12 protein-coding genes are annotated in these 14,311 nt (G+C 48.8%); 1 reads left to right on the forward strand and 11 read right to left on the reverse strand.

Features of this window, described 5'->3' with window-relative positions; genetic code table 11:
• Window positions 1-43: 43 nt before the first annotated feature.
• The 11 genes from C0068_RS17320 to C0068_RS17370 all read right to left on the reverse strand — a co-directional run bounded on the left by C0068_RS17320 (window position 44) and on the right by C0068_RS17370 (window position 12,946).
• Window positions 44-1,561, reverse strand: coding sequence for a SpoVR family protein (locus C0068_RS17320; protein WP_103685737.1), 1,518 nt, complete (start codon window positions 1,559-1,561; stop codon window positions 44-46).
• Window positions 1,558-2,781 (reverse strand): YeaH/YhbH family protein, encoded by a 1,224-nt coding sequence (locus C0068_RS17325; RefSeq protein ID WP_103685738.1) that lies wholly within the window; start codon window positions 2,779-2,781, stop codon window positions 1,558-1,560. Before C0068_RS17325 ends, C0068_RS17320 begins: the two co-directional genes overlap by 4 nt.
• A 169-nt stretch (window positions 2,782-2,950) precedes the next feature.
• Entirely contained in the window at window positions 2,951-4,873 is a 1,923-nt protein-coding gene (locus C0068_RS17330) for a PrkA family serine protein kinase (protein WP_103685739.1), read from the reverse strand.
• Window positions 4,874-5,234: 361 nt separating this feature from the next.
• On the reverse strand, window positions 5,235-5,939 hold the full coding sequence (locus C0068_RS17335; protein ID WP_103685740.1) for an SDR family NAD(P)-dependent oxidoreductase: 705 nt from the start codon (window positions 5,937-5,939) through the stop codon (window positions 5,235-5,237).
• A gap of 122 nt (window positions 5,940-6,061) precedes the next feature.
• Window positions 6,062-6,559: a 6-pyruvoyl trahydropterin synthase family protein gene (locus C0068_RS17340; RefSeq protein WP_103685741.1), complete on the reverse strand. Its 498-nt coding sequence runs from the start codon at window positions 6,557-6,559 to the stop codon at window positions 6,062-6,064.
• Window positions 6,560-6,682: 123 nt separating this feature from the next.
• Window positions 6,683-7,204, reverse strand: a complete 522-nt coding sequence (locus tag C0068_RS17345; RefSeq protein WP_103685742.1) for a shikimate kinase — start codon at window positions 7,202-7,204, stop codon at window positions 6,683-6,685.
• Between the two features lie 177 nt (window positions 7,205-7,381).
• Window positions 7,382-8,266, reverse strand: a complete 885-nt coding sequence (gene mmsB, locus C0068_RS17350) for a 3-hydroxyisobutyrate dehydrogenase (protein ID WP_103685743.1) — start codon at window positions 8,264-8,266, stop codon at window positions 7,382-7,384.
• A 121-nt stretch (window positions 8,267-8,387) separates the two neighbouring features.
• Window positions 8,388-9,509 (reverse strand): enoyl-CoA hydratase/isomerase family protein, encoded by a 1,122-nt coding sequence (locus C0068_RS17355; protein WP_103685744.1) that lies wholly within the window; start codon window positions 9,507-9,509, stop codon window positions 8,388-8,390.
• Window positions 9,509-10,300, reverse strand: a complete 792-nt coding sequence (locus tag C0068_RS17360; protein WP_103685745.1) for an enoyl-CoA hydratase — start codon at window positions 10,298-10,300, stop codon at window positions 9,509-9,511. The genes C0068_RS17355 and C0068_RS17360 overlap by 1 nt, the downstream gene beginning before the upstream one ends.
• Window positions 10,297-11,457, reverse strand: a complete 1,161-nt coding sequence (locus tag C0068_RS17365) for an acyl-CoA dehydrogenase family protein (RefSeq protein WP_103685746.1) — start codon at window positions 11,455-11,457, stop codon at window positions 10,297-10,299. Before C0068_RS17365 ends, C0068_RS17360 begins: the two co-directional genes overlap by 4 nt.
• Window positions 11,458-11,527: 70 nt before the next feature.
• Complete coding sequence (locus C0068_RS17370; protein WP_103685747.1) at window positions 11,528-12,946, reverse strand: aldehyde dehydrogenase family protein; 1,419 nt, start codon at window positions 12,944-12,946, stop codon at window positions 11,528-11,530.
• Window positions 12,947-13,150: 204 nt separating this feature from the next.
• Between C0068_RS17370 and C0068_RS17375 the strand changes: the two genes are divergently transcribed.
• Window positions 13,151-14,023 carry an AraC family transcriptional regulator gene (locus tag C0068_RS17375; protein WP_103685748.1) on the forward strand — a complete coding sequence of 291 codons (873 nt, stop codon included), beginning with the start codon at window positions 13,151-13,153 and terminating at the stop codon, window positions 14,021-14,023.
• The last annotated feature ends 288 nt before the right edge of the window (window positions 14,024-14,311 follow it).

Raw genomic sequence — 14,311 nt, forward strand, 5'->3', positions numbered from 1 at the left:
GACCAGTAAACGCCACCCGATAAGCTAGGGGTGGCGCTACACATTAGGCGGGACTAACTTCCACTTTATCCACCACGCCGCGGCCTTCTTCAAACACCTCCATTGTCACGGTAAATCCCCAGAGCCGACTAAGGTGTTTAAGCACTTCAGTGGCATCGTCGGTTAAGGGTCGCTCACGAAGCCGGTTATAACGGAGTACCAATGAGCGATCTCCCATATGCTCGTATCGCAGTATTTGAATATCGGGAATCAGCACATCGCGATTATATTGCTTAGACAGCATGCGCCGCACTTCGCGGTAACCTGCCTCATTATGAATTGCCTCAACCCGTAAATGATCTTCTTTATGCTTGTCGGCTATCGCAAATAAATGGAATTCGCGAATCAGCTTCGGCGATAAATACTGCGCAATAAAGGATTCGTCCTTGTAATTGCGCATAGCAAAGTCAAGCACCTCGCGCCAATCCTTGTCTACGATATCGGGAAACCAAGCCCGATCCTCGTCATCGGGTTCTTCGCAAATACGACGGATATCCCGCATCATTGCAAAACCTAAGGCATAGGGGTTGATACCTGAATAGCCCGGATGATCAAAACCGGGCTGCATCACCACATTGGTATGCGACTGCAAAATCTCGAACATAAAGCCATCGTCGACCAAGCCGCGGTCGTACATGGTGTTCAACAATGTGTAATGCCAAAACGTCGCCCAACCTTCATTCATCACCTTGGTTAAACCCTGAGGATAAAAATACTGGGCAAGTTTACGAACGATGCGAACAATCTCACGCTGCCAAGGTTCTAAGGTCGGCGAATATTTTTCAATAAAATACAGCAGGTTCTCTTGTGGCTCTGGCGGAAAGCTACGCATTTTACTTTTAGCGCGGGTTTTATCCGCCGCCTTCTGCGGTAGCGTGCGCCAAATATCGTCGTACTGTTTCCAAGCATGCTCCTCTCTTTCATGCTGACGATGCAGTTCATCCTCAGCCGACAGCGGCGACGGCCGATGAAAACGATCGACACCGTGATCCATCAAAGCGTGGCAGGCGTCGATAGTTTCCTCGACTCGGTCTTCGCCGTAGCGCTGTTCACAGTCAAATATATACTTCCGCGCAAACACCATGTAATCAACAATTGCGTCTGCGCTGGTCCATTGCTTAAAAAGATAATTGCCTTTAAAAAAGGAATTGTGGCCGTAGCAAGCATGGGCAATCACCAAGGCCTGCATGGGCATGCTATTGTCTTCCATCAGATAGGCGATACAGGGGTCTGAATTTATAACTAGCTCATAAGCCAGCCCTCTCATACCCCGCCGATACGCCTCTTCATTTTGTATAAATTCCTTGCCATAACTCCAGTGGCTGTAGCTGATTGGCAAACCAACCGAGGCATAGGCATCTAGCATTTGCTCAGAGGCAATCACCTCGATTTGATTGGGATAGGTATCTAAGCCGTACTCTTTGGCAATGATGCCAATTTCCTTGTCATAGCGCTGCAATAACTCAAAGTTCCAATCCCCACCCTGAGACAACACCGTCTTACCCCGTTTAGCCGCCGTCATACAGACTCCTTCTGGAACAGCTCACGCAATACTGGATACACATCACCGCGATCCATTACTGTACTCATGGCGAAGGTTTCACTGCGAATCTGGCTATAAGCCGCCGCCAATGGCGTGATGGTAGAGGGACTATCTGGCACCTCTACGTAAGCAAAATACTTACATAAAGGCAGAATATCCTTGTTCAGTTTCATTGCACTGCGTTGCGGGTCACTGCCAAAAGCGTCACCGTCAGATACCTGAGCGCCATAGATATTCCACTCATTCGGTGAATAGCGCTCCTGCTGAATATCAATCATCAAATTCAAAGCTGACATGACCACCGTGCCGCCGGTTTGTGGGTCATGGAAAAAAGCGTGTTCGTCTACCTCCTCAGCATTCGAGGTATGACGAATAAACACCAACTCAACCTGCTCGTATTTTCTACTTAAAAACAGATATAGAAGTGTGTAGAACCGCTTTGCTAAGTCCTTTTTTGCCTCCGACATAGACGCCGACACATCCATTAAGCAAAACATCACTGCGCGGCTAATTGGCTTCGGCTCTTTAACCCGATGGCGAAATCGCAGGTCATATTCATCGAGATAGGGAATTCGCTGAATCCGTTTTTCTAAGGCTTCAATTTCTTCAGCATCGGCCCCTGCTTGCTTTAATTCTTCAAGCTCACGTTTAAGAGGTGCCGTTAAGGCTATACGACGTGCCATCGCATTTTTTACTGAACGTGGCACAGAGAGATTCGCGGGGACACCGCTAGGTGTGTAACCAGCGCGACGATAAGTAAATTGTTGGGAGTCGCCCAGCACCGTGCGCGCCATACGAGGAAGTTCCAGATCATCAAAGAATAAATTCATGAACTCTTCTTTCGACAGAGTGAACATGAAATTGTCCTGACCCTCTTCACCCTGGCCTTCTCCGCCAGAACCACTTCCACCACCGCCACCGGATTTAGGTTTGGCGATCATGTCGCCAGTATTAAATTCCTTATTCCCAGGATGGACCATTTCGCGGTCGCCACCCCGACCAATACGAAATCTCGGTTCAGAAATATCCTTTACCGGAATGCCAACCTCACCACCGCGAGACATATCGGTGATTGATCGGTCTGCCACAATATCTGCCACTGAACGTCGCAGTTGTGCCTTATACCGCTTGATGAAACGCTGGCGATTCGTCGCGTTTTTATTGCGATCATTCAGGCGGCGGTCAATAATCATTGACATAGTACGCCCCTTATATTGGCCGTATTTTTAAGCTGATACCTGTTTGCAATTAGCCTTTTGCCCTCTGGCCTTATCAAAAGCGCGCTCGAAAGTTCGTTTATAGCTATAAACTCCACATCTCACGCGTTTCCTATCGCCAGCAAACAAAATTATGGCTTGCATCTAGGCCTTAACCTGCCTTTCTGACCCGCAGATACCACTCAGACAACAAACGCACCTGTTTAGGCGTATATCCTTTCTCCACCATTCGGGTAACAAAATTTTCGTGCTTCTGCTTATCTTCAACAGAGGCTTTTGCATTAAAGGAAATAACTGGCAGCAACTCCTCCGTACTAGAGAACATTTTTTTCTCAATGACTTCGCGTAATTTTTCGTAGCTGGTCCAGCTTGGATTACGCCCTTCATTTTGCGCCCGTGCCCGCAGCACAAAATTAACGATCTCATTACGGAAATCTTTAGGATTAGCGATTCCCGCAGGCTTCTCAATTTTTTCAAGCTCACCGTTTAATGTGCTGCGATCAAAAATTGCACCGGTCTCAGGATCGCGGTAATCCTCGTCCTGTATCCAGTAATCTGCAAAGGTCACGTAGCGATCAAATATGTTTTGACCGTATTCTGAGTAAGATTCCAAGTAGGAGGTTTGAATCTCTTTCCCAACGTATTCGGCATAGCGCACCGCAAGCCAACCCTTGATGAATTCAAGGTACACACGCTGGGTATCTTCTGGTAATTGCTCACGAAGAATTCGTTGCTCCAACACATACATTAAATGTACTGGGTTGGCCGCTATCTCTGAGTTGTCGTAATTAAACACCGCCGACAGCACCTTGAATGCAAAGCGGGTCGACATGCCGTTCATGCCCTCATCAATACCCGCATAATCGCGGTATTCTTGGAAGGATTTGGCTGCAGGGTCGGTGTCTTTCAAGGACTCGCCGTCATAGACCCGCATCTTAGAATATATACTGGAGTTTTCTGGCTCACGCAGGCGCGACAATACCGAAAACTGCGCCAACATTTCCAGCGTTCCCGGTGCACAGGGCGCTTCAGAGAGCGAGCTATGGCGCAGCAGCTTTTTGTAAATTTTAACCTCTTCGGTTACCTGCAAGCAGTAAGGCACTTTTACGATATAAACCCGATCGAGAAACGCTTCGTTATGCTTGTCATTCCGGAAGCTCTGCCACTCAGATTCATTCGAGTGAGCGAGAATCACCCCCTGAAATGGAATGGCCGAAAAGCCCTCAGTACCTTTATAGTTACCCTCTTGGGTCGCGGTTAATAAAGGGTGCAGCATCTTAATAGGTGCTTTGAACATCTCTACAAATTCAAGCAAACCTTGGTTCGCAAGACACAAGCCACCTGAATAAGAATAGGCGTCAGGATCGTCCTGGGCATAGGCCTCTAATTTACGAATATCGACCTTACCCACAAGGGTAGAAATATCTTGGTTATTCTCATCCCCAGGCTCGGTTTTGGTGACGGCAACCTGTTTCAAAACCGAGGGTTGAATTCTCACCACACGGAATTTGCTCAAATCACCTTCGTATTCTTCAAGGCGTTTGATCGCCCAAGGCGAGGACAAGCCAGTAAGGTAGCGCTGGGGAATGCCGTACTCCTCTTCCAGCTGCTTGCCGTCGCGCTGTGGGTCAAATAAACCTAGCGGCGACTCATTAATTGGCGAGCCTTTAAGAGCATAAATCGGCGCTGCTTCCATTAGCTTTTTGAGGCGTTCAGCAATAGAAGACTTACCACCACCGACGGGGCCGAGCAAATAAAGTACCTGCTTGCGCTCTTCCAATCCCTGCGCGGCATGTTTAAAGAACGCCACGATCTGGGCAATAACATCTTCTAGCCCGTAGAACTCTTCAAACGCGGGGTAGCGCGGAATAAGACGATTAGAAAAAATGCGAGATAAACGCGGGTCTTTGCGGGTGTCGATTAACTCCGGCTCGCCGATGGCGGCCAGCATACGCTCAGCAGGGGTTGCGTAAGCAAGTGGGTCTTGACGGCACAGGTCAAGGTAGGCCTCTAGGGACATTTCTTCGTCACGCCCCTTTAGGTATTGCTCACGAACATTATCAAGTATGCCCATCTTTGCAATCTCCTTCAGTGCTGTACTTCGACGTCCAGAATCACCTATCTAAAAGCTAATTCAAAACGCCTTATAAGTGTGCATGCATCTTTACTCTACTCTGATACGTAGCCGTCATCCAGTTGGTTTATCAATAATTTAGATAAAATTTTTTAAAAAAAAATTACGATATCTTAAACATGAACTACGTCGCACCACGGTGAAAATAATCCTGCTAGCAAGAAAAATTCTCTATCTTGGATGCTACCTATTTGGGCGCACAATATACGTATGCCCACCTCATTTTAGCGCCTCGGCCCAGCCTAACATCACAACTTAAACCAGCCATAACCCGGCGTATTCAATCCCGGCATAAAGCCAATTAGCGCTCGATTTGACCGAGATTAGCGTGTAATACACTGCCGTTAATCACGGGGTTATTGGCGCAGAAGTACAGGGTTTCTACAATCTCCGCCGGGTCAATCAAGCGCCCATAACTAACCATCCCCGTAATCGCCGCCATCACTGCAGGATCGTCGCCAAGATTCCCCCGCAGCATCGCCGTGTCGGTAAAGCCCGGACATATGCACGCTGTGTGAATACCCAGCCCGACAAGATCTTGCGTCGTCGCCCGCATCAAGCCAACAACACCGTGCTTGCTCGCAATATAAGATGCACAACCCGCCACCGCCTTTTCACTGAGTGTAGATCCCATATACAAAATTGCCGAACCTGCTTTCATCCACGGAATCAAGCGACTATTTAATTGCTGTGGCGCAATTAAGTTGACCTGCAACACCTCGGCAAAATTTTCTGCTGACAAATCCCTCACTGTATCGCCATCGTGGCGAGCCGCGTTATGGAGTAGCACCACACTGTCTGCGGCCTTAACTATGGCCTCTAACTCGTGAATGCAATTATCCAGCCAATCGCGTTTTTGCATGTCTACGCCAATGTGCTCCGCACCGACCAAGTCAATAGCGCGGCGAGACAGATTAATCACCCGATACCCTTCAGCCAGAAAGCGTTTCGCGGTGGCGTAGCCAATACCTTGACTACCACCGCTGAGTATTAAAACTTTGCTCATGGGTTATTCTCGTTTAGTAAATAATAGGAAGGTTTAAGGTGCCATCGTAAACGCAATGCCATAGCTAGCTCGCCCGGTGCACCATTATGGAATGGCGATAATTGCCGCACGGCAATAGCGCGTTAGTCTCGTGTCCAGCTTGCAGAACCCCACTGCCCAGGGCCAGAGGACACTTTCATCACCAGCTCCCGTATCTCGTTGCCCTCAATAAACGGCGCATCGGTAAGCAGCAATTCAAGCAAGTAGCGAGCGAACTCCTCTACAGTGGTATTGCGCACGGGTAAAACGAGGGTATCGGACTGCAGAAATGGAATTTCTTCGCCGTTAAACTCGGCAATATAAAAATTACCTCGTTCCACAACCCGCATATAGGGTGATTCGGCGGGTAGCAGAGTATATTCGTCCAAACTCGCGCACAGTTTGCGCAGGCGCGTTTTGATTTCGACATAGCTAAAGCACATGCCGTTATCACCCACATCAGCAGTCAGTAATAAACTGACCTTAAAGTTGTGGCCATGAAGGCGCTCGCGGTCTGTTGCTGAAAAGATGGTGAAGTGGGCACCGGAGAATTTTAGGTCTTCTTTGCTAATTTCTATGTTGGTGTAGGCTTTTACAGGCATTACACTCACTATTCCTTATTGGCTCATTATTTTTTCTATCTGATCACGACCTCGGCGACGCCAGCGTCCTGAGGGGTGTTTGCTGCATATAGCTTAACCCAGCGCCACCAAGCCTTGCACCCCTTACTTATTGTATTCCACGAGGGAAGCCACCACCCTCGCCAATAGCCCTGCCTCGTCTAAATCGCTGCCATCGACGCTAATATCTGCATAGCGGCGATAAAGCGGCAAGCGCTCAGTGTACACACCCTGCAAATCCTGACCAGGAGGGCCCGCAATTCCGCGCTCAGAGAAGTTGCTTACCCGCCGTATGATCTCAGCCAGAGGAATATCAATGAAAACACAGGGGCCAAATTGCCCTATGTGAGTCATCGCCGCAGCGCTATACACCGCACTCCCCCCTGTGGCGACCACCTTGTTTGAAAAGTCACTACTCTGTAACACATCCGCTTCTATTTTTCGCAGCGCTTGGTAGCCGTGCATATCCAAAATAGCCTGCAGGCTTTTTCCCTCTCGCTGCTCGATGAGACGGTCGGTATCGACAAAGTCCTGGCCACGAGCAATCGCTAAAGCCTGACCAATGGTTGACTTACCCGCGCCAGGCATACCAATAAGCACAACGCTGGATGGCGCATTTTCGGACATATAACGACCTATTCATCACAATCATTAGCTGGGGTTTTACAGTGCCACAAAACCTTGACCGCAAACACATAAAACCGCAAACAAAAAAAAGACGGTAGCTATCGAAATAACTACCGCCAAAGCTACTACTTGAAGGGAACTGGATGAAGCTATAGCGAGGCAATTCCTCGCTATAGCTTAAGACTGAAACATTTCTAAAATTGAAGAGAAATCACGCTGAGCGTTGCCCTTAGACGAGAACGATGCATATAGACTGCGCGCTAGAGCACCCATTGGTACCGAGCTCTGCGTAGCTAGACTATTTTCCATTGCCAAACCAAGATCTTTTAGCATTAGCTGAACCATGAAGCCCGGCTTGTAATCATTTGATGCAGGCGCTGTTGGCATAACATCTGGATACGGGTTGTAGTTCTCTAATGACCAGTTTTTACCAGAGCTATTCAGCATAATCTCTGACAAGACCTTAGGATCTAGGCCATTATTCGCGCCCAGTTGTAAGGCCTCTGCGGTACCGACCATATGCACAGCCAATAGCATATTGTTACAGATCTTGGCGATTTGACCGGCGCCATGGTCGCCAGCATGGAATATATTTTTACCCATGCCCTCTAACACTAACTTACCACGAGCAAAGCCGTCCGCGCTGCCGCCACACATAAAGGCCAAGGTGCCAGCCTGAGCCGCTTTAACGCCACCAGATACCGGCGCATCAATCATTTGCAGACCGCGCGCAGCCGCTGCCTCACCAACACGACGAGCGGTTTCTGCGTCGATGGTACTGCAATCCATAAACAAGGTGCCATCTGCAGCTTTGGCGATAAGCCCCTCTTCACCTAAATACAATCCAGCAACATGCTTGCCTGCTGGCAGCATAGTGATCACGGTATCTGCACCCGCTAAAGCCTCAAGCGCGCTAGCTGCCTTGCCAGCACCCTGAGCAACAACGGCGTCCATTGCAGCTTCTACCAAGTCAAATACCGTCACCTGATGACCAGCCTTGACCAAATTGGCAGCCATTGGCCCGCCCATATTACCCAAACCAATAAACGCTACCTTAGCCATAATACTCACCTGTTTATTAGACTGCGGGCACTCTAATGAGCCCCCGTTTGATGTAAAAAATGAGACAGCCGAAACCGCCTCAAAACTTGTATCCCTTTACCTTGCCGGTGCCGAACTCGCCTTAAAGATTACTCAAAGGGTTGTCTGGCCACGGTGCCGTAAAGTGATGTTCAATCAATTCCTGCGGTACTTCTGCCGGCGATGTGTGCTGCCAAGCGGGGTTTTTGTCCTTGTCTATCAACAAAGCGCGCACGCCCTCAGCAAACTCAGGCTGACGAATAATCGTTGTCGACAACAAGGCCTCAGCCTGAAAGGCAGCTTTCAAGCTCAAGCCCTTACAGCGTCGCAACTGCTCTGCAATCAAACGCGCGCTAAGTGGTGAGCCAGAGGCCAAAGTTGCCGCCGCCTTCTGAACCCAAGGATTGTCGGATTGGGCTGCGATAATATTATTAATCACCCCCAAATCGTCCTCAGCCGTGCACAGCGCCTCGATTTCGGCGGCCGCCGCCTCAACATTACCCGCTGGTAAAGCCGCTTTAGAGCGAGCTGCAAAACCAGCCATCAAATCAAATACACGCTCTTGGTTTTCAGCCACGCCAGTAGACCAAACCGTGTTGGTTAATGCGTTTAGCACCTCGCCAGCGTACTCATGCTCAATAAAGCCCTCGGCCAAACCAAGGTATAAGGCATCAGCAGCATTAAACGACGCTCCCGTCAAAGCGAGAAACAAACCGCTGTGACCAGGCATGCGATTTAAGAAATAGCTACCACCCACATCTGGATACAGGCCAATGGTAATTTCAGGCATGGCAAGGCGAGTTTTTTCGGTAACAACGCGATAGCTGCCCGCCGCAAACACCCCCATGCCGCCACCCATAACAATACCGTGACCCCAAACGATGACCGGCTTGTCGAATTGATGCAGCAAATAATCAACACGATATTCCTGCTCAAAAAATGCTTCCGCATATTCACAGGGGCCACCGGGCTGCTCAATCGATGACTTGTATAAAGCCTGAACATCACCGCCAGCACACAGTGCTTTCTGGCCAGCGCCGTGAATAAAGACACAGGCAATATCGCTGCGATCACGCCATTCACGGAGTTTTACCAGCATCAACTCAACCATATTCAGGGTGAGTGAATTCAGCGTCTTCTCTACATTCAGCGTAATAACACCAACTGCAGGGCCACTGGCGGAGCGGCGCTCTTCGAATAAAACTTCTTCTACGTGGCCAGTCATTAGGCGTTCTTCCACTCTGGGCTGCGTTTTTCAAGGAATGCGTTCACACCTTCTTTTTGGTCCAAGGTGTCAAACAACTGAATGAAGCGCTCACGCTCTAATAGCAAACCCTGTGGCATTACGGCTTCGCGTGGTTTGTGAATCAGCTCTTTACAGAAAGTCACCGATACTGGGCTCTGCTGAGCAACCTGTGCCGCCAATGCCAGCGCCACGGTTTTAGCCGTACCGGATTCAACAACTTCCTCAACCAAACCTAAGCTCAAAGCCTTGTCAGCTTTAACACGCTCGCCGCATAAAATGATGCGCTTCGCCCAGCCCGGACCAACCAGGGCAGTCAAACGCTGAGTACCACCAGCGCAGGGCAGCAGACCCACTTTCGCTTCTGGCAGAGCCAACTGCGCATGGGTTTCAGCAATGCGGATGTCGCAGGCCAGAGCGCATTCCAAACCGCCACCCATAGCAAAGCCATTGATTGCCGCAATCGAAACACCACGGAAGTCAGCCAATGCTTCAAAAGCCTGACCAAATTTTAAACCGATATCCTGCGCAACCGCTTTGTCACCGCTGGCAAACATTTTTAAATCCGCACCCGCTGAGAAGAATTTCTCACCCGCGCCGGTAATAACAAGGCTGTAAATATTTTTGTCGGCATTCAAGTTGGCGATCAACTCGCGCATACCGCTCAAAGACTCAGCATCCCACGTGTTTGCACCAGGATTATCGATAGTAATCAAAGCGGTGTGGTCAATGATCTCTACTTTTAGTTTTTCTGTTGGGCTGTAGTTGCTCACTTAATAACCTCCAAGGCGCCATCTATTAATAAACGTCGGCCAATAATGACCCGCATAATTTCATTTGTACCCTCTAGAATCTGATGAACGCGACTGTCACGAACATGGCGCTCTAGTGGGTATTCCTTAATGTACCCGTAACCGCCATGCAATTGCAGGGCGTCATTACAGATTGTAAAACACACATCGGTAGCAAAACGTTTTGCCATTGCACAATACGTACTGGCATCTGGGTCGCCGCTATCAAGCTTGAATGCAGCCAAACGTACCATTTGTCGCGCCGCCACAAGATCGGTGGTCATGTCTGCCAGTTTAAATTGAGTATTTTGGAAATCGGCAATCGCCTGGCCAAACTGCCTACGCTCTTTCACGTATTCAATGGTGGTCTCCAGTGCGGCTTGGGCGGTACCAATTGAGCAGGTAGCGATATTAATACGCCCGCCATCCAAGCCCTTCATGGCAATCTTAAAGCCTTGGCCTTCGCTGCCGAGCATATTTGCGGCAGGAACCACCACGTCTTCAAAACTAACGGTGCGGGTCGGCTGACTATTCCAACCCATTTTTTCTTCTTTCTTACCGTAGCTTACGCCCGGCGCATTCGCTGGAATCGCAAAGGCGCTAATGCCCTTAGGGCCGTCGCCACCGGTGCGCAACATCACAACCAATAGATCGGTCGAACCCGCGCCGGAAATAAACATTTTGCTGCCGTTAACAATATAGTTGTCGCCCTCAGCACGGGCTGTACTGCGGAGGTTGCCGGCATCTGAACCTGCGTTGGGCTCAGTTAAACAGTAAGAAGCCAGCTTCTCACCCATCACCAAATCGCCGCACCACTCTTCTATCAAAGCGGGTTTACCGTAAGTGCCCACCATACTGGTGGCCATATTGTGAATGGTCAAAAATGCAGCGGTTGAGGTACAGCCCCGCGCGAGCTCTTCAACAATGACGCTGGTATCCAAGCGGCTCATACCCAAGCCGCCGGCATCTTCCGGCGTATACATACCCATAAAGCCCAGCTCGCCGGCTTGCTTTAGCGCGTCTTTAGGAAATATATGTTCTGCGTCCCACTGGGCCGCATTTGGCTTAAACACGCCGTCTGCAAATGACCGCGCACTTTCGGCGAACGCTTTTTGGTCGTCAGAAAGATTAAAGTCCATGTTGTTCTCTTTTTATTTACACCCAAATAATGCAAAACGCCGCAATAAAGCGGCGTTTACACGCGACTTCTTACTTGAATTTATCCATTACTTTGCCAAACAGCACGTCGTCAGACGGAAGCTCTTTGGTCACAGCCAATGGCTTAGATACCCAAGTTTCGTTGATCAAATCGCGCCAGGTAATGTTGTTGTTGGTGCTGTTACCACCCCAAGAGCCACACCCCAAAGAGAAGGTTTGACGCATACCGTTCCACAAGTTACCGCTATTTGACGGTGCTTGTGGCTGGTTAACCATAACCCGTGAGGTCTTAGTCGCGTAGGCGAACTTCATGATGTTCTCATCGCTGTATGAATAGATACCGCAAGAGTGGCCTTGACCTTGGTAGGCTTGAATGGCGTTGGTCGTGGCTATCGCGCCATCAATATCTTTCACCGTGTAGAAGGCCATTACCACAGACATTTTCTCACCAGAGAATGGGTGCTCTGGGCCTGCGCCAGTTTCCGGTACGATGAAGAAAGTCTTGCCTTCTGGCAGATCAATACCTGCCATTTCCGCCAATACGCTTGCCGGCTGGGCAACGATACGTGCAGCAATGTGGCCGTCTTCCCAAATAATGTTCTGCAATTTCGCCTTTTCTTCAGCGTTACAAATATAACCACCTTGGGCCTGAAGCTTTTCAAGCAAGGCTTCTACATTAGACTCAAAGGCAATAACCGCATTGTCAGAAGAGCATGAGGCGGCCAAATCCAACGTCTTAGAAATACGGATTTTTTCAGCTGCTTCATCCAAGTCCGCAGTGTCATCAACGGTGATAACCGCGTTGCCCGCGCCCACACCCAGCGCAGGTGTTCCGCTTGAGTATGCAGACTTAACCATTGGCGCGCCGCCGGTAGCCAGAATACGATCGCACTGTTTCATCAACTCTGCAGTACCTTCCATAGATGGGCTATCCATAGAGATAACCAAGTCTTCTGGCGCGCCGCAGGCTTTGAGCGCTTCGCGCATTAAATCGCAAATCATTTTATTGGTTAGCTTAGAGCGGGGATGCGGCGCAACAATAATTGAGTTGCGACCTTTGACCGCAGAGATAGCCTTAATCACCGGCGTAGCTTCTGGGTTAGTACAAGGAGTTAAGGCACCAATAACACCGACGGGCTTGGCGATCTTAACAATATTGCGCTCTTTGTCTTCTTCTAACACACCTACCGACTTATCATTGATAATGTCGAATAAGGCCGCACGGGTTTTCCTAAAAATCTTAAGGTACTTACCGTCGTAATTCCCTAGCTGGGTTTCTTCTACGGTGAACTTCGCAATTTTTTCTGCCACGTCCTGACGTGCAACCGACCACACCATAGCAGTGATCAATTCATCGACCTGCTCCTGGGTGTAATTCGCAATCTGAGCCTGCGCTTTGCGTGAACGCTCGATCAGAGACTGTACAAGTTTTGCCTCTTCGGTAGTGGCTACGGCGGTTTCAGCGGCCATGGTATTTCTCCAGATTATTTTGTGGCTAACAAAAGTGCACCCAGATTTTTCTGTGTGCGCATAAACAGGGCAACTATATAAACACATCCCCGCAGGCGGTAGGATTGACTATATTGCCGACTTGATGGACTATATTGCGCAAGCAAGTAAGCGTATCTCTTTATCAAAAAAACATAAATTTATTATATTTATCAAAGGCTTATAATGGCAATTACCTCGGATTGGCCACTACCACCACTTGGAATTCGCTTTCTTACGCCGCAATTTGTACAAACCCAGCTAGCGGGCCATCCCTTAAGCGAGGGACTATTTCCCATCGCCATGGGTTATTACCCCGCCGCCTTCGGGCATCGAATGCACCGGCAGCAGGAAAACAGCTACCTACTTATTTATTGTATTGACGGTAAAGGCACCCTGATGTGCGACGACAAACGTTACCGAATCCGCAGCGGCGACATTATTTTACTGCCACCCAATCACCCCCACGCCTACAAGGCTGACACCAAGGATCCATGGACAATCTATTGGCTGCATTTTAATGGCCGCCTAGCTGACCACTTCTACCAGCACATTCAGCTCAGCACGCCCTCGTTTAATATTGGCGTCCAGCCCCGAGTAGTAAGAATTTTTGACGGGCTTTCTGAACTAAGGCGAAGTGGCTATCAATTTGCGGAATTTATTCAAGGCGGACATCAGCTCCAAGCATTGCTTAGCTATATTGCACTGCTCGTTCGCCAGCAGCGCCCACAAAGCGGTAAAGCACTCAATTGGGAAAGGCTGCGCGCCACCATGCAGGAGCATGTACACGGCCAACTTAACTTGGATGAATTGGCCGCCAGCGCAAAGCTATCTAAATATCATTTCACTAAAAAATTTAAATCACATACGGGGCAATCACCGATCCAATATTTTATTAATATGAAAATTCAACGATCCTGCTATTTATTGGACAGCACCAGTCAATCTGTAAAGCAAGTCGCGGCGGCGGTAGGCTACGACGATGCCTATTATTTTTCTCGGCTGTTTAAAAAAACCATCGGCGTGGCACCCAATGATTATCGAAAACATCGCCGCTAAGACCGCCCCCAAACACTGAAAGAACCCAAGCACCTTACCTGATTAAAATTTAATCACTTTATTCTCAAAAACACAAAAATGTGTCGTAGATACACGTCAATCCAAAACCTCACCAACACATCCCACCAACTCTAAATAACAAAACATAAAAACTGTAACACTACCCAACACATATAAACATGTTTGTGTAATAGCGCCTGTTTTAAAGCACATAAGTACATCTACCAATATAATTTTTAAAAATTTAAACACACTAAACGAGACCAAACGCACAAAAATAACAATCAA

This window comes from Zhongshania marina (assembly GCF_002915595.1).
Taxonomy (GTDB): Bacteria; Pseudomonadota; Gammaproteobacteria; order Pseudomonadales; family Spongiibacteraceae; genus Spongiibacter; species Spongiibacter marinus_B.